Source organism: Ruegeria sp. AA3, assembly GCF_056542905.1.
Genome location: NZ_JBQGAQ010000004.1, coordinates 24,452 through 48,248, shown reverse-complemented (window position 1 = coordinate 48,248; position 23,797 = coordinate 24,452). Strand labels below are relative to the sequence as shown.

Annotated in this window: 24 protein-coding genes; 9 read left to right on the top strand and 15 right to left on the bottom strand. The window is 57.7% G+C overall.

The annotated features are described in order from the left end of the window. Nucleotides 1-53: 53 nt before the first annotated feature. The 5 genes from pnp to ACR0JR_RS08715 all read right to left on the bottom strand — a co-directional run bounded on the left by pnp (nucleotide 54) and on the right by ACR0JR_RS08715 (nucleotide 4,521). Entirely contained in the window at nucleotides 54-2,204 is a 2,151-nt protein-coding gene (gene pnp / locus ACR0JR_RS08735) for a polyribonucleotide nucleotidyltransferase (RefSeq protein WP_480455851.1), read from the bottom strand. A 225-nt stretch (nucleotides 2,205-2,429) separates the two neighbouring features. Beyond that, on the bottom strand, nucleotides 2,430-2,798 hold the full coding sequence (locus tag ACR0JR_RS08730) for a DUF1761 family protein (protein ID WP_170780310.1): 369 nt from the start codon (nucleotides 2,796-2,798) through the stop codon (nucleotides 2,430-2,432). Then, nucleotides 2,795-3,217 carry an SRPBCC family protein gene (locus tag ACR0JR_RS08725; RefSeq protein ID WP_170776024.1) on the bottom strand — a complete coding sequence of 141 codons (423 nt, stop codon included), beginning with the start codon at nucleotides 3,215-3,217 and terminating at the stop codon, nucleotides 2,795-2,797. The genes ACR0JR_RS08730 and ACR0JR_RS08725 overlap by 4 nt, the downstream gene beginning before the upstream one ends. After that, entirely contained in the window at nucleotides 3,198-3,551 is a 354-nt protein-coding gene (locus ACR0JR_RS08720; RefSeq protein ID WP_170780311.1) for a metalloregulator ArsR/SmtB family transcription factor, read from the bottom strand. The genes ACR0JR_RS08725 and ACR0JR_RS08720 overlap by 20 nt, the downstream gene beginning before the upstream one ends. A 55-nt stretch (nucleotides 3,552-3,606) precedes the next feature. Next, complete coding sequence (locus tag ACR0JR_RS08715) at nucleotides 3,607-4,521, bottom strand: LysR family transcriptional regulator (protein ID WP_170780312.1); 915 nt, start codon at nucleotides 4,519-4,521, stop codon at nucleotides 3,607-3,609. 149 nt (nucleotides 4,522-4,670) lie between these two features. Between ACR0JR_RS08715 and ACR0JR_RS08710 the strand changes: the two genes are divergently transcribed. After that, nucleotides 4,671-6,239, top strand: coding sequence for an arylsulfatase (locus ACR0JR_RS08710; protein WP_010438617.1), 1,569 nt, complete (start codon nucleotides 4,671-4,673; stop codon nucleotides 6,237-6,239). A 1,177-nt stretch (nucleotides 6,240-7,416) separates the two neighbouring features. Continuing rightward, on the top strand, nucleotides 7,417-9,126 hold the full coding sequence (locus tag ACR0JR_RS08705; RefSeq protein ID WP_480455850.1) for an autotransporter outer membrane beta-barrel domain-containing protein: 1,710 nt from the start codon (nucleotides 7,417-7,419) through the stop codon (nucleotides 9,124-9,126). Nucleotides 9,127-9,219: 93 nt separating this feature from the next. Here ACR0JR_RS08705 and rpsO read toward each other — a convergent pair whose 3' ends face one another. The 6 genes from rpsO to rbfA all read right to left on the bottom strand — a co-directional run bounded on the left by rpsO (nucleotide 9,220) and on the right by rbfA (nucleotide 13,372). After that, nucleotides 9,220-9,489, bottom strand: a complete 270-nt coding sequence (gene rpsO, locus ACR0JR_RS08700) for a 30S ribosomal protein S15 (RefSeq protein WP_008757925.1) — start codon at nucleotides 9,487-9,489, stop codon at nucleotides 9,220-9,222. Nucleotides 9,490-9,632: 143 nt separating this feature from the next. Further along, nucleotides 9,633-10,655, bottom strand: coding sequence for a calcium-binding protein (locus ACR0JR_RS08695; RefSeq protein ID WP_480455849.1), 1,023 nt, complete (start codon nucleotides 10,653-10,655; stop codon nucleotides 9,633-9,635). A gap of 96 nt (nucleotides 10,656-10,751) precedes the next feature. Further along, complete coding sequence (locus ACR0JR_RS08690; RefSeq protein ID WP_480455847.1) at nucleotides 10,752-11,255, bottom strand: DUF1643 domain-containing protein; 504 nt, start codon at nucleotides 11,253-11,255, stop codon at nucleotides 10,752-10,754. 21 nt (nucleotides 11,256-11,276) lie between these two features. Further along, nucleotides 11,277-12,182 (bottom strand): tRNA pseudouridine(55) synthase TruB, encoded by a 906-nt coding sequence (gene truB / locus ACR0JR_RS08685; RefSeq protein WP_480455845.1) that lies wholly within the window; start codon nucleotides 12,180-12,182, stop codon nucleotides 11,277-11,279. A 54-nt stretch (nucleotides 12,183-12,236) separates the two neighbouring features. Then, nucleotides 12,237-12,980, bottom strand: a complete 744-nt coding sequence (locus tag ACR0JR_RS08680) for a phosphodiester glycosidase family protein (protein WP_480455843.1) — start codon at nucleotides 12,978-12,980, stop codon at nucleotides 12,237-12,239. Continuing rightward, a complete protein-coding gene (gene rbfA, locus ACR0JR_RS08675; protein WP_010438628.1) occupies nucleotides 12,977-13,372 on the bottom strand; it encodes a 30S ribosome-binding factor RbfA in 396 nt (131 codons plus the stop codon). The genes ACR0JR_RS08680 and rbfA overlap by 4 nt, the downstream gene beginning before the upstream one ends. Before the next feature lie 91 nt (nucleotides 13,373-13,463). Between rbfA and dapB the strand changes: the two genes are divergently transcribed. Both dapB and ACR0JR_RS08665 read left to right on the top strand, forming a co-directional pair. Then, on the top strand, nucleotides 13,464-14,273 hold the full coding sequence (gene dapB, locus ACR0JR_RS08670; RefSeq protein WP_170703575.1) for a 4-hydroxy-tetrahydrodipicolinate reductase: 810 nt from the start codon (nucleotides 13,464-13,466) through the stop codon (nucleotides 14,271-14,273). 39 nt (nucleotides 14,274-14,312) lie between these two features. Then, nucleotides 14,313-14,996: a DUF2306 domain-containing protein gene (locus ACR0JR_RS08665; RefSeq protein ID WP_480455841.1), complete on the top strand. Its 684-nt coding sequence runs from the start codon at nucleotides 14,313-14,315 to the stop codon at nucleotides 14,994-14,996. Here ACR0JR_RS08665 and ACR0JR_RS08660 read toward each other — a convergent pair. From ACR0JR_RS08660 to tmpA, 3 genes are read right to left on the bottom strand one after another with little or no spacing between them, the layout of a single operon-like run. Then, nucleotides 14,983-15,651 carry an ureidoglycolate lyase gene (locus ACR0JR_RS08660; RefSeq protein ID WP_480455840.1) on the bottom strand — a complete coding sequence of 223 codons (669 nt, stop codon included), beginning with the start codon at nucleotides 15,649-15,651 and terminating at the stop codon, nucleotides 14,983-14,985. The two genes, ACR0JR_RS08665 and ACR0JR_RS08660, sit on opposite strands and share 14 nt — an antisense overlap. After that, nucleotides 15,648-16,238, bottom strand: a complete 591-nt coding sequence (gene tmpB, locus ACR0JR_RS08655) for a (R)-1-hydroxy-2-trimethylaminoethylphosphonate oxygenase (RefSeq protein ID WP_480455839.1) — start codon at nucleotides 16,236-16,238, stop codon at nucleotides 15,648-15,650. Before tmpB ends, ACR0JR_RS08660 begins: the two co-directional genes overlap by 4 nt. Beyond that, complete coding sequence (gene tmpA, locus ACR0JR_RS08650) at nucleotides 16,235-17,371, bottom strand: 2-trimethylaminoethylphosphonate dioxygenase (RefSeq protein ID WP_480455838.1); 1,137 nt, start codon at nucleotides 17,369-17,371, stop codon at nucleotides 16,235-16,237. The genes tmpB and tmpA overlap by 4 nt, the downstream gene beginning before the upstream one ends. A 99-nt stretch (nucleotides 17,372-17,470) precedes the next feature. Between tmpA and ACR0JR_RS08645 the strand changes: the two genes are divergently transcribed. Next, entirely contained in the window at nucleotides 17,471-18,328 is an 858-nt protein-coding gene (locus ACR0JR_RS08645) for a LysR family transcriptional regulator (protein WP_480455837.1), read from the top strand. On the opposite strand, the gene ACR0JR_RS08640 is transcribed toward ACR0JR_RS08645, so the two are convergent. Next, complete coding sequence (locus tag ACR0JR_RS08640; RefSeq protein ID WP_010438637.1) at nucleotides 18,329-18,511, bottom strand: DUF1674 domain-containing protein; 183 nt, start codon at nucleotides 18,509-18,511, stop codon at nucleotides 18,329-18,331. Nucleotides 18,512-18,602: 91 nt separating this feature from the next. Between ACR0JR_RS08640 and ACR0JR_RS08635 the strand changes: the two genes are divergently transcribed. From ACR0JR_RS08635 to lspA, 4 genes are all read left to right on the top strand, one after another. Next, the gene (locus ACR0JR_RS08635) at nucleotides 18,603-19,862 is read left to right on the top strand and encodes an RsmB/NOP family class I SAM-dependent RNA methyltransferase (RefSeq protein WP_480455836.1); all 1,260 of its coding nucleotides are present in this window, start codon (nucleotides 18,603-18,605) and stop codon (nucleotides 19,860-19,862) included. Nucleotides 19,863-19,950: 88 nt separating this feature from the next. Then, a complete protein-coding gene (locus tag ACR0JR_RS08630; protein WP_170776038.1) occupies nucleotides 19,951-21,690 on the top strand; it encodes a heparinase II/III family protein in 1,740 nt (579 codons plus the stop codon). A 22-nt stretch (nucleotides 21,691-21,712) separates the two neighbouring features. After that, nucleotides 21,713-23,302 carry a bifunctional phosphoribosylaminoimidazolecarboxamide formyltransferase/IMP cyclohydrolase gene (purH, locus tag ACR0JR_RS08625; RefSeq protein WP_480455835.1) on the top strand — a complete coding sequence of 530 codons (1,590 nt, stop codon included), beginning with the start codon at nucleotides 21,713-21,715 and terminating at the stop codon, nucleotides 23,300-23,302. Continuing rightward, the gene (lspA, locus tag ACR0JR_RS08620; RefSeq protein ID WP_480455834.1) at nucleotides 23,302-23,772 is read left to right on the top strand and encodes a signal peptidase II; all 471 of its coding nucleotides are present in this window, start codon (nucleotides 23,302-23,304) and stop codon (nucleotides 23,770-23,772) included. Before purH ends, lspA begins: the two co-directional genes overlap by 1 nt. Nucleotides 23,773-23,797: the final 25 nt, after the last annotated feature.

Sequence of the window (23,797 nt, the reverse complement as noted above, 5' to 3'; positions counted from 1 at the left end):
AAAAAAGGCCCCGGCAGATCACCGGGGCCTTCGCTTTCAAAGAAGAGGGCAGATTACTCTGCGCTTTCCTCTTTCTTTTCTTTCTTCTCGGGAACGATCTCTTCGCCGGTTTCCTGATCGACCACTTTCATCGACAGGCGCACCTTGCCGCGGTCGTCAAAGCCCAGAAGCTTGACCTTCACTTCCTGACCTTCCTTCAGAACGTCCGAGGGATGGTTCAGGCGGCGGTTTTCGATCTGGGACACGTGCACCAGACCGTCGCGCTTGCCAAAGAAGTTCACGAAGGCACCGAAGTCGACGATCTTGACCACTTTACCTGTGTAGATCTGGCCCTCTTCCGGCTCAGCAACGATCGAGTGGATCATCTCATAGGCCTTCTTGATCGATTCACCGTCGGGCGACGCGATCTTGATGACGCCGTCGTCATTGATGTCGACCTTGGCACCCGAAACCTCGACGATCTCGCGGATGACCTTACCGCCCGAGCCGATCACTTCGCGGATCTTGTCGGTCGGGATGTTCATGGTCTCGATGCGCGGGGCGTGGACCGAGAATTCGTTGGTCTCGGACAGGGCTTTGCCCATCTCACCCAGAATGTGCATCCGGCCGTCCTTGGCTTGCGCCAGGGCTTTCTCCATGATCTCGGGCGTGATGCCTGCAACCTTGATGTCCATCTGCAGCGAGGTGATGCCGTTTTCGGTACCAGCCACTTTGAAGTCCATGTCGCCCAGGTGGTCTTCGTCACCCAGAATGTCCGACAAGATGGCGTATTCGCCGTCATCTTCCAGGATCAGACCCATGGCCACACCGGCAACCGGTGCTTTCAGCGGAACACCCGCATCCATCATCGACAGCGAACCGCCGCAGACCGACGCCATCGAGCTTGATCCGTTGGATTCGGTGATCTCGGACACGATGCGGATCGTGTAGGGGAAGTCGGTCGCCGCAGGCAGAACCGCCTGAAGCGCGCGCCATGCCAGCTTGCCGTGGCCGATCTCACGACGGCCCGGGCCACCCACGCGGCCAACTTCACCAACCGAATACGGAGGGAAGTTATAGTGCAGCAGGAAGTTCGATTTGAAGTTGCCATGCAGCGCGTCGATGAACTGTTCGTCGTCACCGGTGCCCAGCGTGGTCACGGCCAGCGCCTGCGTTTCACCACGGGTGAACAGCGCGGAACCGTGGGTCCGCGGCAGCATCGAAGTTTCTGCTACGATCGAGCGGATATCGGTGGTCGAACGACCATCGATCCGCTTGCCGCCTTTGACAACGTCGCCACGCAGAATGCCAGCTTCCAGCTTCTTCATCGCGGAACCGAGGTTGCCGTCTTCCAGCTGCTCTTCGGTCAACGCTTCCTTGATCGCTTCACGGGCCGCGGCAACAGCAGCGGTGCGTTCTTGCTTGTCGGTGATCGCGAAGGCGGCGCGCATCTGCTCTTCACCGGCAGCCGAAACAGCGGCGGACAGCTCCGAGTAATCCGGCGCTTCGAAGTCGAACGGCTCTTTTGCGGCTTCTTCGGCCAGCGAGATGATCAGGTCGATCACGGGCTGAATCTGCTCATGCGCAAAGGTCACCGCGCCCAGCATTTCCGCCTCAGACAGCTCGTACGCTTCCGATTCGACCATCATCACGGCGTCTTTGGTGCCGGCAACAACCAGATCCAGACGCTGCTCGGGGTTCAGGCGCAGGTCCTGCATGTCATCGACGGTCGGGTTCAGAACGTATTCGCCATCCTCGAAGCCAACGCGAGCACCGGCGATCGGGCCCATGAACGGCGCACCGGAAATGGTCAGGGCAGCGGATGCCGCGATCATCGCAACGATGTCGGGATCGTTGACCAGATCGTGGGACAGCACGGTGCACATCACCAGAACTTCGTTCTTGAAGCCGTCAACGAACAGCGGGCGGATCGGACGGTCGATCAGACGCGCAGTCAGCGTCTCTTTCTCGGTCGGGCGCGCCTCGCGCTTGAAGAAGCCACCCGGAACCTTACCGGCGGCATAGTATTTCTCTTGGTAATGTACGGTCAGCGGGAAAAAGTCCTGACCGGGTTTTTGCGCACGGGCAAAGGTCACGTTCGCCATGACGCTGGTTTCGCCCAGCGTGGCAATCACGCTGCCGTCCGCCTGACGGGCAACCTTGCCGGTTTCCAGTGTCAGCGTCTCTTCGCCCCACTGAATCGATTTCTTTGTTACATCAAACATATGCGTATCCTAGATGAGAGCACTCCCGCCCCTGCGGGTCTCCCGTTTTGCATGGCGGCCCCATTGCCGCCGACCCCACTTTATCTTCCATTCGAGTGCCAGGGTCAGGGCACAACGTCTCAGATGACTGGCCCATACATCAGTTTGCAAGCTTTGGAAAGTCGGGAGTTTTTAAGGGGCAGGGGATTGCCTAACCCCTGCCCAAGCCGGGCAGGGGCCGATATATCAAAGGATCGCGTGCGCCAGGATCATCACCACGCCGCAGCCGAACGCATATCCAGTATCGACCGCGATGGCGAAGCCGCTTTTCTGCGCCCATGCCCCGACCGAAGCCGTCTGCGCTACGACTGCAAGGATGGCGAGTACCGCAACCCCAAGGCTGTTGGTCGTCTCAGTTACGGCGATCACTGAGGCCAGCAGGATCAAAAACACGATCTGGGCTGCCATTTGCGGCAGAGGTGGAGAAGCGGGTGGGGTGGGATCGATCCGCGTGCCTTCGGCCCAGCGTTTCTGCAATCCGATGGGGCCGTAGACCAGCCACCCCAACAGAAAGGCGGCGATTACGCCCGCGCCCAGGGCGAGCCAGTTGATCACAGCGCACCCTCCAGCGATTCAAGGATTCGGGTCCAGCCGCCTTCATGATTGTCGCGGCTTTCCTGTGACGGAAAGCGGATGTGGTGCAGGCGCAGTTTGGTGCCCTTTTCAGTGGGTGTGAAATCCAGCGTCACGGTGGAATCGTCCTGGCTGTAGGGAGAGTTCCAGGTGAATTGCAGCCGGTTGGGCCGGTCGATGACCTTATATTCGCCCTCATGCGGGAGGTCTCCGGCCTCGGGTGCGCGCATGATGATCTTGAACCGGCCACCGACCTGGGCGTCGGATTGTGCCTCGGGCACGGTCATGTTGGGGCCGGGCAGCATGAATTTAGCCAGCATTTCCGGGTTCAGCCACGCGTCAAACACCTTTTCAGGCGGGTGCGGGATGGCGCGCGTTATTTCAAGGGACAGTTCCGTCATCTTCTGGGTCCTCCAAAGCAGTTTCCAAGGCGTCCAGCCGAAGCGCCCAAATCGAACGCAGCCCGGCAAACCATTCATCCACGGCTGACAAGGGATCCATCTGAACCTCGATCAGATGTTCGCGCCATTCTGTCCGACGCTGCGCCAACCCGGCATTTTCCAGCACCTTGATGTGCTTGGATACCGAATTGAGGCTCATCTCGAAGCGTCGCGCGATATCCGTCACCCGCAAGGGACCCTGCTGCGCAAGCATTGTCAGGATCGCTCGGCGTGTCGGGTCGGACGCGGCCTTCAATATTGCGCCCAGGTCATAGCGACTCTCTCGTTCAACCATTTGGATGAATTATACCCCTTTCATGCTTCAGTCAACCATTTGGGTGAATAATGCATCACCCAGGGTTTTGACCAGCCAGTTCCTCAAGCTGTTTCCACAGGGCTTCGGTGGCAGGCTGACCCGGTCCTGCCTTTCGTGCAGCGCATATGTTCCAGGTAATCGGCGGCGTGGTCTCGATCAGCTTGACCGATCCGTCCGCGACCAGTTCGGCGAAGGTTTCAGGCATCCCGCCGACAACAAACTCGGGGCCCGTCAGCAGCGACGTCAGAAAGGCATAATCATCACTTTCCACCTGAGGCAACGCTCTGACTTTTTCAACCGCATCGTCGCTGCCGCCCAATGCCCGCGTGATCGCCGCACGCCAATGCTTATGCAGATGCGGCGAGGCGAAAGGATACGAGAATAGCGCATTCAAGGTTACAGGGGCGGTTTCATGCAATGGATGTGAAACATGGGCAGCAAACACCACCGCACGCTTTTCGAACATCATCAGCTCGATATTATCGGTCTCTGACGTATGGGTCAGATCGCCCAGATAGATGTCGATTTCACCATTCTCGAGCATCTCGATCGGTGCCTGCCGCGCGCTGACATCCACCCTGAAACGGAATGCGGGGGATTGCTGCAAGGCGGCCTGAATCGCGGGCCGCACCAGCGTACGCGGCGTCAAAGGGCCACAGCCGATCCGCACGGTTTGACCGGTATCCAGACGGATACGCTCCACTTGATCAGCGCAGCGATTCAAATCCGCCTGCAGAGTTTTTGCCACCGGCAGGAACGTTTGCCCCTCACGCGTCAGTCCGCTGTTGCCGCGTTTGCGGTGAAACAGCGGAAAGCCGACTTGTTCCTCGGCCATCGAAACATAACGCGACAGCGACGCGTTCGAGACGCCCAGACGTTTGGCCGCTTCCTGAAAGTTGCCCGTCTCGGCAAGGTGCAGAAAGGCGGAAAGAGTCTTTTCAGTTAACACGATGGTCCTCAAGTTTCAGTTACTGAACATTAAGTTTCAGATCCTGCAAAAAAGTAAAGCCGCGTTTGCGGAGCGAATGGTCCACCCGCTAGGACATACCGCATATCGGCCCACTCGGCCAATCCGATTGAACGCAGGAGTCGAACCGAATGTTTCGAATAAAATCAGTAACTACCAGCCTCGCTGCGGCTTTGTGGGCGGTTGCCACGACGGCCGTTGCACAGTCCGACAAGCCCAATATCCTGGTGATCATGGCTGACGATGTCGGATGGGCCAGCCTTGGCAGCTATCATCAAGGTGTCAAAAGCATCCAGACTCCGAATCTGGATCAGCTTGCCGCCGAGGGCGCCCGGTTGACCGACTATTATGCGCAACCCAGCTGCACCGCAGGGCGTTCCGCCTTTATCACCGGTCAGTTCCCGGTACGTACCGGCATGCACACGGTGGGCCTTCCGGGCGATCCGGTCGGGCTTAGCGACGAAGACCCGACGTTGGCAAATATCCTCAAATCCATGGGCTATACCACGGGGCAGTTCGGTAAGAACCATCTGGGCGATCTGAACAAGTTCCTGCCAACCGCCAAGGGTTTTGATGAATATTGGGGCTGGCTCTACCACCTCAACGCAATGGAATACACGACCGACCCCGACTGGCCGGATGATCCGGAATTTGCCGCTCAGTTCGGTCCGCGCAACATTATCCACTCGTTTGCCACGGATACCGTTGACGAGACCGTCGACCCCCGCTGGGGGCCGGTGGGCAAACAGCGCATCATTGATGACGGTCCAGCCCCGCCTGAACGTCAGAAAACCCTGGATGATGAGGTCACGGCCCACACCATCGATTTCATCAACCGCGCAGTTGACAGCGAAACCCCGTTCTTTGTCTGGATGGCGCCTGCGCGGGCGCATGTCTGGACCCATCTCAGCCCGGAATACGAGGCGATGCTGGGCGACGGGCGCGGCCTGCAGGATGTGGTCATGAAAGAGCTTGACGATAATGTCGGCAAGGTGACCGCGCATCTGGAAGAGCTTGGTATCGCCGACAACACCATCGTTATCTTCACCTCGGACAATGGCCCGGAAACGATGACATGGCCCGATGGTGGCACCACGCCATTCCACGGCGAAAAAGGCACCACCTGGGAGGGAGGATTCCGCGTTCCCGCGATCATCCGTTGGCCCGGCAAAGTTGCCGAAGGTCAGGTGCTGAACGGTATCTTCGACGGCATGGATTGGATGCCCACTCTTGTCGCGGCAGCAGGCGGATCGCAGAACCTTCCTGCCGATCTGCTTGAAGGGTTCGAAGGCTATCAGGTGCATCTGGACGGGTATAATCAGCTTTCATATCTGACTGGCGAAACACCCAGTAACCGCAAAGAGATTGTCTATTACGAAGGCACCGATCTGCAGGCGATCCGCTATAACGACTGGAAGGCGCATTTCACCATTCAGGAAAAGGGCTGGGCCGGTCCTAAAGAGGAACTGAACGCGCCATTGCTGTTCAACCTACGCCGCGATCCTTATGAGAAAGCGGCCGAGGAATCCGGGATGTATACCCGCTGGATGGGCAACAAGATGTGGGCCTTTGGTCCGGCAGCCCGGCTGGTTCAGGCACATCTGGCGACTTTTGCGGATTTCCCTCCACGTGGTGCGACCGTGGGCAATGAGACCCACGTTCAGGAACAGGTCAGCAGCGAAGGTGGCATGTCGCAATAGCAGCCCGAGTTCACCTGACCCCCATTAAACGCCCGCCGAGTTGCGGGCGTTTTCAATAGTGCGCATTGCTTCGATATTTGGCACTGGAATCCCGATGACAGAGGCCGGATGTGATGACATTGGCGCGCTATTGTATTGGGTCTTCGCGCGCGCGCGGTTTCGCCGGACTCAGCTGTTCCTCTCTGAGAATTCCTCGGAGAACAGCGGCGGTTTCGACCTTCGATATTGGTTTTCGCGTTCCATCTGGGCTGGAAGGCACCACCGATGATTTAACAACATCAGCCGTTCGAATTGTTTTAGTCGAAAACACTCTGTCCAGAACAGCTTTCAATGGCATCGTTCACCTCCCAACAACTTAATTCGCCCAGATGCTTGTCGCTGCGGGTCAGATCTGAGCCTCGAGGGAGAAGCTCAAAGATCATATGCCGTGAGTGGTAACCCGCAGCGACACGGCGCATGTATGAAAAATTTGACTTTGAGAAAGGGGGAAGGATTCCACGTTTCGCATCATTTTTGATCAAGTGGTAAAAATATAGCTGTATTACTTACGCTTACGTCAACCATCGGAGCTATCGCCATAAGGTCACGACGCCACGTCACAATTAGACCCTTGATTGATTAAGGGTCTTCTCGTCTTCCGGAGCACGAACTTCTTCCTGGATTTGATGCAAATCGGCTGAGAATCGCTCGCATTCCGGGAGATCAAGGTAACAAAAGGGCGCGCCTGTCAGAGGCGCGCCCAGTAAAGATAGGGAGGACTATGAAAACCTGACGCCCGAAACAAAAGAAGCGCCTACTCACTAACAATGTCAGCATGGCGCATTCTTTTGGTCTGGTCAGTGAAGTGGTTCACAGGAAGTTAAAAAATTTGCCTTAGCGCAAAAATCAATGCGAAGCTTTTGGGGCGAAGTAGATGTTTTTGCAGGAGAAATGTCTAAGGCGCGTTAACCATCGGACCGGCTTCGCAAGAAATGGGTTTAGAAGCCGGTAGTGTTTTTTAAGAGCTTCATTGGCTGTCGCAAGCCGCAGAAATTAAGAGCTCATTTGAGACTGTTTTGACTGCATGTTGAAGACCTAAATCCCTATTTTGATTAGCTTTATATCCAGCTAAATATCGGGGTTGTTTGCAAATTTACAAAAATTGATACCCTTCTCTCATTCTTAGTGTTTTTTCTGAGTGCTTTTCTGGGGGAAAGTTATGGTTAAGCTGCTTACAAGCGCTTCATGCGCGGCAATTCTCATCGTATTTGAAACTCACGCTGCAACGGTAACCACCGGTGATGGCATTGTGTATCTAGCGAACGGATTAGAAGGTGGGCAGATAGATGCGGGTCGCAGCGGCGATGGCACTGTCACCATTGATGGTGGAGATACTGTTACGCTGAATAGTGGAACATCACCTGTAGAATTTGAAGCGCGCCCCAAGATCGACGTCGGTGATGGCGGGGTTGGCACCGTCACCATAACCGGTCTGGGGACCACGGTGAACTTGAACGGTACAAACTCTGGTTCCAAGCTCGAGGTTGGTACTTTCGCCGGCAACTCCGGGACTTTGGAAGTACTTGATGGTGCTACGATCAACATGACGGATGATGGCCCGATTTCAGGAGACGATAACGAAAATATCCTTTTGCAGTTTGGTGAAGATCAGGCCGATGGCACACTTTTGATGAACAATGGGACGATTAACGCCACCGGGCACAGCCGGGTTGGCTTGTTGGTTGGCGTTGACGGAAACACGCCAATCGCCGGCAACGGTGTGATCGATATGACCGATTCCACGATCGACATGACCAATCTCACAACTACGCAGCGAAGTTTCATCGTAGTTGGGGATCAGGAAAATGGCACTGGGGATATTGGTTTGGTGAATTCAGAGATCACTCTGGACACACCAAATGGACGAACTTTCCTCGGTGTGGGAACGGATGGCGGAGACGGCAACATCTCGATGGCGTTCGGTTCAAATTTTGAAGTGACCGGGGATGGAATCAACGCCGTTTTTGGTGAAGGTTCTGGTTCGTCAGGAACGATGTCTGTTGGAGCCATTTCCACCGCTGCCTTGCGTTCATCGGGTGAGGTCAACCTTGAAATTGGACGCAGCGCCGGAAGTACAGGTTCTATTACTGTGCTTGGCGGAAGCGATTTCGAAGTCAGGGGAACGTCCGGTCGCGTGCAGATTGGTTCTGATAGTGCTACCACGGAGGCCGGCTCGGGTACTTTGTCCGTTCTGGGTGCGACCTTCGACTCAGATGTTGGCATTCAATTTGGCTCGGCATTCTCCGGGACGAACAACCAGACTGGTGAAATTATATTGAACAGCGGTGTGCTCCGAGCCCCAGAGGTTGTCGTCGGCACCGGAGGCAGCATTACGGGCAACGGAACGATCGATGCGGTTCAAACCGTTTTGTCGGGCGGGTTTATTTCAGCAGGATTTTCGCCGGGCACGCTTGAATTTACGGGTGATCTGGAATTGCGCAGTGGGTCAATGCTGTTTGAGATCGGCGGTACCGCACCATCATTATTCGACTCGATACTGGTTGGAGGAAGCCTGTTCGCAACGGATGTATTCGATATCGAGATCAGTTTCATTGACGGTTTTCTGCCATCTGAAACGGATACATTTGAGCTTTTCAGCGCAAACCTGATCGATTCCAGTTTCTTTTCGTTTGCGAACTTTTCCTCGAGTTCGCCATTCTCTTTGGATAGCAGCAATGGTTCCTTGAGTGTGAGTTTTGCTGACGTCGCGCCGGTTCCACTTCCGGCAGGTCTGCCGTTGTTGCTGTCCGCGCTGGGAGTCACTGCATTTCTCCAGCGCCGTCGAAAAACTCAATTTGAGAAGACCAAGAAACACTCCGATTGTCGCGGAGTTTTTTGCACCAGTTAAACAGAAAACGCTCGCCAATAGGCGAGCGTTTCATATGCGATATTTGTGTTAATTGGTTTTAAGTAAAGCCCAACCAACGACCACAAAAAGCGTTTAGCGGCGGATGCCCAGCTTTTTGATCAGGTCCTGATAGCGCGCTTCTTCTTTGCCCTTCAGGTAGTCCAGCAGCTTACGGCGCTGGGCGACCATTTTCAGCAGACCGCGACGACCGTGGTTGTCTTTCTTGTGGGTCTTGAAGTGCTCAGTCAGGGTGGTGATGCGCGAGGTCAGGATTGCAACCTGGACTTCTGGCGAACCGGTGTCGCCGTCCTTGGTTGCGAATTCTTTCATAACGCGTGCTTTTTCAGCGGCAGTAATCGACATCGGGGTCTCCTTTAAAGGTTAGAGTTGATGGCGCAGGCCGGGATGTCGTCCAGCACAGGCCCATGGAGAAAACCGCACCGATTCCGAAGCGGATGGGCGCATATAGGCGCTTTTGCTGCGAATGGCAAAGGGATTCTGCGGGTTCAACCAGTGAAAGCGTATTGTGCCAATTGGGCTTCGGTCACAAACAGAATATCCTCTGCGGCTAGACCTTCTGCACCAAATATCTGCGCAACATTCACGCCGTTGACCCTGACATGGGTCAGGTCATTGTTTTCGCTGTCTGGCTCGATGGTCAGCTCAGGGTCTTCTGGGCCGTCCCAGGTGACTAGCAGCTTATCGTGACCAATCTGGAAATCCATGATTGTTGCGGCTTCCTGATCCGGTTTTGGCTGCACGATTATTTCGTCATCGCCGTCTCCACCGGTGACGATATCTCCGTCTTTGGCCAGTATGACATCATCGCCAGCGCCGCCGTTCAGAAAGTCAGGGGAAGTCTCCTCCCGACCATCGTTGCCGTTCAGAATGTCATCCCCGTCTCCACCGAACAGGGCATCTTGTCCTGCACCGCCTGTCAGATAGTCATCGCCGTCGCCACCTTGCAATTGATCGTCGCCGTCATCGCCCCTCAAGACATCATCGTCCTGACCGCCGAAAATCCGGTCATCGCCGTCGCCACCTTCCAACTCATCCATTCCGAAATGACCATACAGGTCGTCATTGCCTGACATTCCGGCCAAATTGTCGTCGCCATACCCGCCATGGAGCACATCGTTCCCGACGTTTCCGATCAGCGTGTCCTCTCCGGAACCACCGTAGATGATGTCGTTTCCGTCCCCCCCGTCGATGAGGTCGCCGCCTTCGTACCCATTAATCTGATCATTACCCTCTTGTCCGGTCAGAACATTTGCATCCTCATCGCCCGCGATGACCAGACTTCCCTCATGCTCAGAGATGATTTCACTTGTGTTGGCATCTTCGGATGAATCGGGCTCTTCAACATCTTCATCCAGTTCGAGGAGGTTGCCTTCGGTCAATTCATCCTCAACCGAGTCATAAATTTGCTCACCATCCTCCTCGGTTGTTTCGTCGGGTACGAGAACGTCGCTTATCGCATAGGCGGCCCCTCCTAATGCAGCCATCCCGAATAAACCGATCAGAAACATGATTACCCTCCGCAAGCACACTTGCCCCGAGTGTAAAAAATCTCATGCAATCAAGAGGTTGGTCAAAGCCAAGTTGCAGGCGTGGTTAACCCTTCGTCACCACAACTGAGGCTGTTGCGCGTAAGCGATGTAGAGCGGGTGCTTTGGATGGCCGTCTTTGGTGAGCCCCAGATGATACATCGGTTGACCAGTGGCGCGCAGCAGTGCTTCGACAGATCGACCGCGATCAAGATGCGCGCCATGTGTGCCCCATCCAGCAATAACCTGATCGGCCCAGCCAACACCTTCCAGAATGGCTTGGTCGTTCTGCGGTCCAACAGGATCCGCGGCTGCGCGCATTTTGCGCGGGTCGGTATCGCGCCACGCAAAAATGTTGGTAACCTGAAATGCGCCGAAGCCCAATGTTCGCGCCCGCCGTTCACAGCGTTCAACCGTCGGGTCGTTCTGTACCTCGGTTGCGGTTGATGGGTTCAGCATCACAAACAGCGCCTTGCGCCCCGCCGGATCCCAGATGCGGGTCAGGCTATAGCGATACTTTTCGCAGTCGGAGTAGATGGCGGTCGAGGGCGCGTCGCCCTTGGTATGAGAACGGGTGATCATGCCCTTCGCCTAACACGTGGTTCAAACGACGAACACCCGGCTGGGATGCAATTCGCCGGATTTGTATATCCCGACGGCCACAGCCTTGCCATCCAGCGAAGCCCAGGCCTCGTCGCCGTATTCGACGTCGGATGCCAGCACCATTCCCGGATTGCCATTGCGCAGTCGGGTTGCCCCTTCCGAGGTGCATTTCAACTCAGGCAGATCAGACAGGCCGGTTTCCAACGGGTGCAGGTATTCATCCAATGCTGTGGATTTGGCCATCTCGTCGATCTGTTCGATGGACAGGCCGTCTTCGGCCTCGAACGGACCCGACCAGATGCGACGGAGTTCTTTGACGTGGCCGTAGCAGCCCAGCGCTTCGCCCAGATCGCGCGCGATCGAACGGACATACCCGCCTTTGCCGCAGGTCATTTCCAACACCACATGATCGGTGTCGGGTCGGTCGACAAGGATCAACTCTTCAACCCACAGGGGGCGTGCGGACAGTTCCACATCTTCGCCATCGCGGGCCAGTTTGTACGCGCGCTGACCGTCGATCTTCACAGCTGAAAACTTGGGCGGCACCTGCATGATGTCCCCGAGGAACGGTGAGAGCGCCTGTTTGATGTCTTCATCCGTCGGGCGTGCAGAGCTTTCCGAGATAACTTTGCCTTCGGCATCGTCGGTATTAGTCGCCTGTCCTAATCGCACAGTGAATGTGTAGGCTTTCAGCGCATCGGTGATGTAGGGAACAGTCTTGGTCGCCTCGCCCAAAGCTACCGCCAGAACGCCGGTCGCTTCGGGGTCCAGCGTGCCTGCATGGCCTGCTTTCTTGGCATCCATCGCCCAACGCACCTTGTTGACCACAGCGGTCGAAGTCATGCCCGCAGGCTTGTCCACCACCAGCCAACCGGAAATGTCACGACCCTTGCGTTTGCGTCCCATCTTGCACCTTGAAACTTACTGAGGCGCGCGAGTTAGCGGATCGCTTCGACGCTGTCAATTTGCCGGTACGTTCTCGACGACGCCTACTATTGGTCCCAGTGAAAACCCGATGTCCGATCGGTTGTTGGCGCGGTCATACATCCGCGAAATATTGCCATCCAGAAACAATGCGTTCGGAGTATCCAGCGCGTCGCGGAACAACCTGCCGAATTCATGGAAGGTGACGTAATCCTCAGAGATTGCAAATACCGCACGGGTCCCTTCAGCGTTGGTTCCGACCCCATTGCGTATATAGAGAGAGGTCGAATCCGGCAGGAATCGGGGGTGCAACTCTCCATAGATGACAAGCATCGGGCCGGATTGGGTGGCGAACCGGCATTCCGGCGCGCGTTCGATGTAATCCAATGTCTCAAACACATCGGCGCGTCCGTCGCGAATGCAGAACACACCGTTGGGCAACAGACCGAAGTTTCCCGGGCCAGCATTCGGGATCACACGCATCTGTTCTTCGCCGTCTTCAACAAAGTGACCCACGGGCGAGCGATCATCATGATACATGCCCGCGTTCATCGCAAAGGCCAAACGCTTACCGTCAGGGGCCAGAGCTTCGTTCACTGACGAGAAATGGCCCAACAGGTCGCCATTCTCATCGTTCAGGAACAGGCGCAAATCTTCGGATGCCGCGTCTACCTCGCAAATGGTATAGCGCTTGTCCTCGTGGGTCAGCTTTTCACAAGTCACTGCCCCAGCCTGTGCGGCCCAAACAACTGCGCCTAATGTGACAGATAGGCGGATCACTCGTCCAGATCGCGGCGCACCGCGTCCTGTTCGAACATGCGACGGGTGTCATCCAGTCGGTCGAATGTGTCATCCAACCGAAAACGTAGATCGGGAGAGAATTTCAGTCCGACCTTCTTGCCGACCATGCGCCGCAATTCACCCTTGTTGCGAGCGAGCAGTTCGATCACGTCCTCCTGCCCTTTGCCGCCCAATGGCAGCACATAGGCGGTGGCGATCTTTAGATCGGGCGAGGTGCGCACCTCGCCCACGGTGATCGACATGCGGTTCAAATCGGGGTCGTGGACATCTCCGCGCGCCAAAACTTCGGACAGGGTACGGCGGATCAGTTCGCCGACACGCAGCTGTCGTTGGGACGGGCCGGGGCCATCGTGGAATTTGTTCTTAGCCATAAACCCCGATCTAAGCGCAAAGCCGGGCTTTGCCAAGCGGGTGCGAACGGGGTAGGAGGCTTTGAGCCGACTTTAGAAAAGGACCAACGCAATGACCCATATTCCGGGGATCGTCATTACAGGGGCTTCGGGCCGTATGGGGCAGATGCTGATCAAGACCGTGACCGACAGTGATCAGGCACGCCTGGTTGGTGTGGTCGAGCGCAAGGGTCACGATTGGATCGGTCAGGATGTTGGTGAAGCAATGGGTGGCCCTGCGCTGGGAGTTTTGGTCACCGATGATCCGCTGGAGGCCTTCGCGCAGGCGCAGGCGGTGATCGACTTCACCGCACCCGAGGCGACGCTGGAGTTTGCCGCTTTGGCCGCGCAGGCGCGCTGCGTGCATGTGATCGGCACCACCGGCATGAGTGACGAACAGATTGCGGCGCTGGAACCGGCCTCGCGCCATGCGGTGATCGTGCGGGCAGGAAATATGAGCCTTGGCGTGAACCTGCTGGTGCAACTGACCAAAAAGGTCGCCGCCGCGCTGGATGAGGATTTCGATATCGAAGTAATTGAAGGTCACCACCATCATAAAGTCGACGCACCCTCTGGTACGGCCTTGATGCTGGGTGAAGCCGCTGCCGAAGGGCGCGGCGTCAAATTGGCGGATGTGTCCGACCGAGGTCGCGACGGCATAACCGGCGCGCGCAAACGCGGCGATATCGGCTTCCACGCCATCCGCGGTGGAGACATCGTCGGCGAACACGACGTCCTGTTTGCCGCGCCAGGAGAACGCATCGTATTGCGCCATCTCGCCACGGATCGCGTCATCTTTGCCCGCGGCGCGCTGAAGGCAGCGCTATGGGGGCAGGGCAAGGCACCGGGTCAGTATGACATGGTGGATGTGCTCGGGCTGTAAGCCATCGACGGGCCGCGCAACGGCGTTAAACTCGGGCCTATGCGGAACCTTACATCTCGAGTGGCGACCGGATTGGTGCTGATCGTGTTCTATCTGACGCTGCTGCCCTTTTTGATGCACGGGCTGGGTATGATCGGTGTTGGCCTGTCCGAGGACGCGGCTAGGCAGAGCTATCTCTTTTCCGACCGTCAAGATGTCGGCAACGCGGTCATGATGCTGCATATCTTTGCCGGAACTTTGCTGGTGGCGCTGGTGCCGCTGCAGCTGCTGCGGGGTCTTCGGCTGCGGTTTATCGGATTTCATCGCATGTTGGGCGGGCTGCTGGTCACGATGGCGCTGATAACCGGCCTGGCGGGCATGACCTATATCCCGTTGCGCGGAACCATCGGCGGACCGCTCATGTCTGCAGCGTTCTTTCTGTATGGGCTCTGCCTGTTCACCGCTGGATTAATGGTGGCGAGGATGGCGCTGATCAGGGATCGTGCAGGGCATTGGGCCTGGGGGTTGCGGCTGTTCTGGCTGGCTCTTGGGTCATGGCTATACCGTGTTCATTACACGCTTTGGTACCTGCTGACCGGTGGAGTGGGGTCAGAGCCCGATTTCTCGGGCCCTTTCGATCTGGTGCAGAACTTCGCGTTCTTCGTGCCTTATCTGCTGGTCGTACAGTTCTGGATCGCCCGCAAACGTTCGAGTCATCAGGCGGCGTTGGTCATAAATCCCTGATCTTGTCCGCTCGCAGCGGGCAGGCCAGATAGACGCCGAATTCTTTCCCGATATCGGCGCTGACGCGGGCATGAACCCGTCCTTGCCGGTCAAGGAAACGCTGGTGGTCTTCGACCGGGAAAATCCCCTCGTGCCAGATGCCGGGGTGAATATAGAGCCCGCGTGAGCCGTCGCACCAGAACGCCACCACTTTTTCGGGCGTTAGGTTGTCGCCGGGCAGGGCGGCGGGGACGATGAAGGGTTTGTTGTCCAGCGGCCAGAACATCTGCCCCCCGTCCGGGTGGTAGTTCATATGCCACAGCAAGACCTGATCGCGGGGTCCGGTTTGACGGCCCTTCTGTGCCTTTTGCGGATCGGTGGACCAACCCAGAACGTAGTGGCCTTTGACGGCCTCGTTCTCACCATAAAGAACATCGCCCTGCCAGTCGCAGTTAAACGTGCCTTCGACCCAACCCGCTTCGTCGCCGGTTCCTTCGTCAATTGGTCGCCAACCTTGCTGCGGCCAGCGCACAATTTCGATCTCGAACGTATCCGGGGTGTCGACCAGACAGCCATACCCCTTGACCGAAGTATCCGTTGCGCGGATCAGCGGCACCTCGTGCCAGGGCAGGGATGGTTTTGAACTGGCCTCGAAGATGTACTCTGGCGCGGTCATGACGAACCCAGATGTTTATCGACCATGCGCTGCACCATCGGCGCGAAATGGGCGAAATCCGGTGTTTCCATTTCCGCGCGCTTGCCCGCCTCGTCGAGATAGCGCACCTGGATGATCTCTTTCAGGTTCGGGTTGGCCTCAAACTCCGCGACCTCCGCGGCGCTCATCGGGCCGCCTTGTAGTTCTAGCGTATGAATCGAGGCGGCGGACAGGCGGTTGAAATAATCAGGCTTCGTCGCGCAGAGATATCGCTTGGCCGCCACATGATAACGGCAGCAATCGGTGATGACCGCGGGGAAGAACTGCTCGAGCACCTCTGCTCCCGCGTCCTCGTGGTGGCGATCTTCGGTGTCGTCGGGATGATAGGTGCCAAATTCAGATGTGAAGTGACCAATGTCATGCAACAGCGCGCCGACAATGATTTCTTCGGGCTGCCCATTTTGTTCGGCAATCGTGGCACCTTGCAGCATGTGCTCGGCCATGGTCACGGGTTCGCCCAGATATTCCTCGCCACCACGGCGCTCGAAGATGTCGCCGATAAATGCCACGATGTTGTCCTGGTTCAGGGTTGAAAAGTCGGGTTTCATTCTGCTGCCTCCGGCTGTGCCATCCGCATGGCTGCCAAGGTCGAAAGCAACCCATCCTTGTCAGCATAGCAGCCCTGCAGCCAGCGTGACCCCGCGCCGGAGTAACCCAGACGCGCATGCAGGACGCGGGTGTTGTCGACAATAAAGCTTTCGCCCGGTTCCAGCTTGAAAGACACGCCCATGGCAGGATCGTCGATGATCTCACCCAACAGACGATAGGCGGCGTAATAGGCCTCCATCTGATCGAAAGGCACATCAACGAACGGAGCGGAGGAACGGTTGTTGAAGCGGATGCCGATCAATTCGCCATCCGTAGACAGTTCGATCATCGGGCGACGCGACTGCAGACAGACGCCGTCAGAGCCTTTGTATTCAAACCGCGCCGGATAGCCCGCCAGCAGGGCGAAACCTTCGGGGTTCTGATCGCGTAGACGCTCGGCCGCGCGGAAGCCATCGACAACAATGGAATCCCCACCTTCGGCCGAATTCTCAAGACAGTAGAGGATTTGCAGCGTCGGGACCGGGTCGCGATAAGGGTTGTCGGTATGGGCCTGCAACCCTAATCCGGTATAGGCGAGGTTGGTTGGATTTACCTCGGTCCGGACCTCAAAATAGGGACCATAGTTGGTCTCACGCACATAGCCGAACAAATCGGCCACTTTCAGCAGCGATTCTGGCTCGGTGGGGCCATCTGTTAGCTTAGCGAACCCGTATTCCGCCACTGCGGCCAGCCAGTCGCGCTTGGCTGTGGGGTTGGCATGTACCGCATTCCAGTCACCACACGGCGCGTCGATGCCGCGTTCCCAAGTTGTGATGTCTGGGGCCAGGCGGCCGATCTCGCTGTCCCGATCGCGATCATAGATGTGTTCGGCCAACCAACTGGCCGGAAAAGTCACAGTTTTGTCTTCGGGTTGGAATGTGACGATCAGATCTCCGTTAACGACCTCTGCCGCGCTGATCGAAGTCTCAGCCGGAATATCGCTGATTGTGATCAGGCGCTGACCATTGCCCGACGCTCGTGTTTCGGGGTCCAGAGCGTTGTCGCGCAACCAGATGGCGTGAAATCGGGATTGAGTGCCGTTCGCAAAATCGATGGTGACCATCGAGGGGTCATGGGTGGCAGAGCGCAGCATGGGGGTTCTCCTGTTCAGCGCGGGCTTTGCTTGAGGAGATACGCGCTTCGTGGCATTACCACAATTAAACCTTATTGCCACTGAGGCCTGGAAAATCTTATGGCTAAGAATAAGATCGGATTACCCCCTCTGGACTGGCTGCGCGTGTTCGAAGCTGCCGGGCGACTGGGCGGTTTTTCTGCCGCTGCGCGCGAATTTGGTCTGACGCAGGCAGCGGTCAGTCAACGGATCGGCAATCTTGAGGCTTGGTTGGGTCGGTCGCTGTTTGTGCGCGAGGCACGGGGCGTGTCGCTGACAATCGAGGGTGAAAGCTATCTGCCATTGGTGCAGGACAGTCTGCAGGCACTGGAACGCCATACCGAGGACCTTTTCGGAAAAAACCCGCGCGAGCTTCGCGTCGCAGGACTTTCGTCGCATATCCACGCGCTGGTTCTCCCTGCCTTGCCCACGTTCCTGGAGGCGCAGCCCAAAGTGCGTGTGATGACAGATTCGATGGCGCGTCGCGCTTCGCTGGAGGAAGAGCGTACCTGGCTGCAGATCCGCTATGGCAGAGGCGTCTGGCCTGGGCGAAAGGCAAAGCTTATCGCGCCTGAAGTGCTGGCACCGATGGCAGCATCTGGCATCAAGTGGGGCGCGCCGCTGATTGATCTACGCGGAGAACGCCCCGGCTGGAAGGATTGGGCGCAGGTTGCGGGGGTTGATGAATTGCCGGCTGGCCGGATCAGTTTCGACTCGGTGGGTCATGCCATCACTGCAGCGCGTCAGGGCATGGGGATCGCGTTGGGATCACTCCCATTGGCGTCGAGCAGTTTGGAGACCGGTCAACTTCGCAGACTGGATATGCCCGAGCTTGCGACAAAAGATGGCTATTGGCTGACATGGCCCGAGGATAGGGTGCGCTCGAACCGACAGCGCGCTTTGATCGATGACTTCTTGCAGGCGTTGCGCGATGGCTGATCAGAAATCGATTGCGATGCCCTTTTTCTCCCAATCACCGTAACGGGCCGGATCTGGTCCGTCGCGCCCGCCCAGCTCTTTGGGCCGTGCCTTCGCTTCGGCCTCTGCGTTTTTGCGGCGTTCTTCTGCCTCGGCAAGGGCGCGCTGGGCGGCAGGGGGCAGGTCTTTGCGCTCGTCACTCATGACATTGGGTTCCTTTCCGTACAGGGCCTTGATATACGCCCTCGTCCGCCCAAGGCAATGCGGGCAAAGGTCACGAGAGGCACTCAGCATCATGTTAAATTCCGCCACAGCAGCGCGCCGAAGTGCGATCTATCTGCTGGATCAGATACTCGGCGAGGGGCGGCTGTTGCCCGAATGTCTTGCGGCAGGTGCGCTGGATCGATTGGCCCCTGAGGATCGCGCGCGGGCGCAACGATTGACGATCGAAACCCTGCGCGGGCTCGAGCGTGCCGACCGGCTGCTGGCCGATCACCTGCGACAAACGCCCGCGCTGACGGTTCACAACGCCTTGCGGCTTGGCACAGTCGAGCTGTGTCAGGGCGAAGCAGCGCACGGGGTGGTGAATTCCATGGTCGAGATCGTGGGCCGTTCGCGCAAGCATGGTCGACTGAAGGGGTTGGTGAACGCGGTACTGCGCAAGATTGCCGCCGACGGTCCCGACGCTTGGCCTAAGATGCGCGTGCCTCGCCTGCCAGAGTGGTTGCGCGAACCGCTGATCATGGCGTGGGGTGAAGACGCCGTGAAAGGTATGGAGCACGCGCATTTCAACGGGGCACCATTGGATTTGACGCCAAAACCAAGCGTCGAGATCGCGGGTGCAGAGATCTTGCCCACCGGTTCGGCGCGGCTGCAGGATGCGGGGCAGGTCTCGACCCTGCCGGGATATGAGGCCGGGGATTGGTGGGTTCAGGATGCGGCGGCGGCGTTACCCGTTCGGGTTCTGGCCCCGAAAGCCGGAGAGAAAATTCTGGATCTCTGCGGCGCGCCGGGTGGAAAAACCTTGCAGCTATCTGCTGCAGGTGCAGATGTCACCGCTCTGGATATCTCGGAAGCGCGGCTTGTGCGCGTTCGCGAGAACCTGAAACGAACCGGCCTGAAAGCTAAGGTTTTCGCCCAAGATGCGCTGGAGCATAAGGGCCAGTATGACGCTATCTTGCTGGACGCACCCTGTTCGGCAACGGGTACGATTCGCCGCCATCCGGATTTGCCTTTCGCCAAGGACGGTTCGGAATTTGGCGGGTTGATCGAGTTACAGGCGCGCATGCTGGCCCATGCCTGGACTTTGCTGAAGCCTGGCGGGCGGTTGGTCTATTGCACATGCTCGCTGCTGCCGGACGAGGGTGAAGTACAGATTGAAGAGGCACTGGATAGCTATTCCGATATGCAGGTTGACCGCGCCGCTCTTGAGATTGCGGGCGTTGAAGCAGATTGGATCACTGAAGAAGGTGGCCTGCGCTTGCGTCCCGATTACTGGCCGGACAAGGGCGGGATGGACGGGTTTTATATCGCCTGTCTGAACAAATCCGCCTGACGCGACGCTTTTCGATGACTTGACGAGCGGACCGGTCTATCGTGTGCTCAAGCGCCCGCAGAGCGCAAGGGGCAGAGTCGCAAGCGTCATGTCAAACACGGATACAATGGCCAATCGCTGGACGCGGTTTCAGAACCGTCTTTACGCGCGCCTGAGTCAAAGGCGGAAGGCGGTCTCGGGATTCGTCGGCCAGCCCGAGCCGCGTACGGTTGGGTCTTTTGCCCGTGGTCGGCAACTGGTGGCCGGGAATTTGCTGTTTGCGGGATATCTGGTCGAGGCTGATGACACCGACCTCTGGGATGTGGTCGCGCCAAGCCTTGATTTCGATGACGAACGCCACGGTTTTGTGTGGCTGGACGATTTGGCGGCCGTGGGCGACATGCGCGCCCGGGAAAAAGCGCAGCGTTGGGTCTGGGGTTGGATAGATGCGCATGGGCGCGGCAAAGGCCCTGGTTGGGCGCCGGACCTGACAGGGCGGCGGGTCATGCGTTGGATCAATCACGCGGTTTTTCTGCTGCGCGGTGTTGATGAGGCGCAAAGCAAGGCTTTCTTTCGATCGCTGTCGCAGCAGACGTGGTTTCTGTCCAAACGCTGGACAGCGGCAACACCGGGATTGCCAAGGTTCGAGGCTCTGGCCGGTCTTGTGCAGGCCGGATTGGCGTTGGAAGGTCAGGAGCAGATGGCAGACCCGGCCTTGCGTGCTCTGGCCCGTGAGTGTGAACGTCAGATTGATGCCGAAGGCGGTATCCCAACCCGCAATCCCGAAGAATTGCTTGAGGTGTTTACCTTGTTGTCCTGGACTTCGGCGGCTCTCAGCGAAGTGGGCCGCGGCACACCTGCTTCGCAGACCGAAGCGATCAAACGCATCGCGCCGACGTTGCGAAATCTGCGCCATGCGGATGGGGCGCTGGCCAGATTTCACGGCGGTGGGCGCGGGTTGGAAGGACGGTTGGATCAGGCGTTGGCGCAAAGCGGGGTAAAGCCGCAGCAGCACTCGGACCTGTCGATGGGTTATGCGCGTCTGGCGGCCTCGCGCACGACGGTTCTGGTGGATGCCAGCGCGCCACCCAAAGGCGCAGCCTCGTATAACGCGCACGCGTCCACCCTTGCGTTTGAACTGACCTCGGGCCGGCGCCCGCTGATCGTGAACTGTGGATCGGGTGGCAGTTTTGGTCAGGATTGGCGACGTGCGGGGCGCGCAACCCCGTCCCATTCAACCCTGTGTGTCGACGGCTACTCCAGCGCGCGGCTTGCCGAAGTCGCAAAAGGATCGTCGCAGGAGGCGCTGGTCGATGGCCCTCGGGACGTCCCGGTGGATTTCGAAGATGCCTTTGAGGGCACACGGTTCATGGTCGGCCATGATGGTTACAACAAAGTGTTCGGTCTGACCCACGCCCGTACGCTCGAGCTGCGATTTGATGGGCGCGAGCTTGAAGGGGAAGATATACTGTTGACCGCAACCGACAAAGCCAAACGGCAATTTGACCGGGCCATGGACGGGGCGGGCCTGAATGGGATCGCCTTTGATATCCGTTTTCACCTGCATCCCGACGTTGATGCGGCGTTGGATTTGGGCGGTGCGGCCGTGTCGATGGCGCTCAAAAGCGGCGAGATCTGGGTTTTCCGCCACGATCGCGTTGGAAAGTTGTCAGTTGAACCAAGCGTTTACTTGGAAAAAGGTCGATTAAAGCCGCGCGCGACAAAACAGATCGTTCTATCTGGGCGCGCAATGGAGTATGCGACGCGCATCCGGTGGACGCTCAGCAAGGCTCAGGATACAGCCTATGCCGTGCGCGATACGCACCGGGACGAGCCCGTTTTCGACTGACGCCAAAAGGACCATTGGACCCATGACCGATCTTCACCCCGTGCGCCGCGCGTTGCTTTCCGTTTCCGACAAGACCGGATTGATCGAACTGGGCAAGGCACTGTCCGAACGCGGGGTCGAGTTACTTTCGACTGGCGGCACGGCCAAAGCGTTGCGTGATGCTGGCCTAGAGGTCAAAGATGTGAGCGAGGTGACCGGTTTTCCTGAGATGATGGATGGCCGGGTCAAAACGCTTCACCCGATGGTGCATGGCGGTCTGCTGGCGCTGCGCGACAATGATACCCACGTTGCCGCGATGAACGAACACGGGATTGCTGCGATCGACCTGCTGGTCGTGAACCTCTATCCGTTTGAAGCGACCGTGGCGAAGGGTGCAAGTTACGATGAGTGCATCGAGAATATCGACATTGGTGGACCTGCGATGATCCGGGCGGCGTCCAAGAACCATGCCTTCGTTAACGTCGTTGTGGATGTCGAGGATTATTCTTCGCTGCTGGATCAACTTGAAGAAAACTACGGTAAGACGTCGCTGGGTTTCCGACAGTGGCTGGCGCAAAAGGCCTATGCCCGGACCGCCGCTTATGACACCGCCGTGTCCAAGTGGATGGCCGACGCATTGCAGCTTGAGGCGCCGAAACGCTGCGCCTTTGCGGGTGAGTTGAAACAGACCCTGCGCTATGGCGAGAATAGCCATCAGCAGGCTGCATTCTACACAGATGGTACGGATCGCCCTGGCGTGGCGACCGCTGTGCAGCATCAGGGCAAGGAACTGAGCTACAACAACATCAACGACACGGACGCAGCGTTTGAGCTGGTCGCCGAGTTTGATCCGGCGGACGGCGCAGCCTGTGCCATCATAAAGCACGCGAACCCGTGCGGTGTGGCCAAGGGGGCTACGTTGCTTGAGGCCTACAAAGCCGCGTTCGATTGTGATCGGACCTCGGCCTTTGGCGGAATCGTTGCTCTGAACCAGCCTCTGGATGCGCAAACCGCGCAAGAGATCACTGGAATCTTTACCGAGGTCGTGATCGCTCCGGGTGCGTCGGACGAGGCCAAAGCGATATTTGCCGCGAAGAAGAACCTGCGCTTGCTTACCACAGAGGCTCTGCCTGACGTGACAGCAGGAGGGAAAACCGTGCGTCAGGTCGCCGGTGGCCTGCTGGTGCAGGACAAGGATAACGGCTTTGTCGGCATGGATGACCTGAAGGTCGTCACCAAGAAGGCCCCGTCTGACGAACAAATGCGCGATCTGCTGTTTGCCTGGAAGGTCGCCAAACACCTAAAATCCAACGCTATAGTCTACGTTAAAAACGGCGCAACCGTAGGCGTTGGTGCAGGCCAGATGAGCCGCGTCGATTCAGCGTTGATCGCCGCCAAAAAGGCCGAGCGCATGGCCGACGTACTGGAACTGCCCCAACCACTGACCATCGGCTCGGCCGTGGCATCTGATGCGTTCTTTCCCTTTCCCGACGGATTGATGGAGGCCGCCGAGGCAGGCGCCACTTGCGTCATTCAGCCCGGCGGTTCGATGCGTGACGATGAGGTGATCGCGGCGGCAGATGAGGCAGGTCTGGCCATGGTCTTCACCGGTATGCGGCATTTCCGTCACTGATGCGCAGCCCGCTCCTCCTCTGGGCCGGACTGGCGGCGTTTTTGATCGACCAGATCAGCAAGTATCTGGTCGTTCATGTGCTGCGCGTGGCGCAGGGCGATATCGGCGTCCTGCCGCCGTTTCTGGTGTTCAAATACGGTGAGAATCGCGGCATCAACTTCGGGCTGTTTCAGGGCGACAGCGATGCAGCGCGCTGGGTCCTGATCGGCATTTCTCTGGCGATTTGTCTGGGTGTCCTGATTTGGTTGGGCCGAATAGCTCCGACGAGGTTTCAACAATTCAGCGGTGGCCTGCTGATCGGCGGCGCGCTGGGAAATGTCGTGGACCGGGTGCTTTATGGCTATGTTCTGGATTTTCTGAACATGTCCTGCTGTGGGATCAATAACCCGTTTGTGTTCAATCTGGCGGATGTGTTCATATTTGCGGGAGCATTGGGTCTGGTCCTGTTCGATGGCAAAAAGCCCTCGTGACCTGCCCGATGATATGCGATAAAAG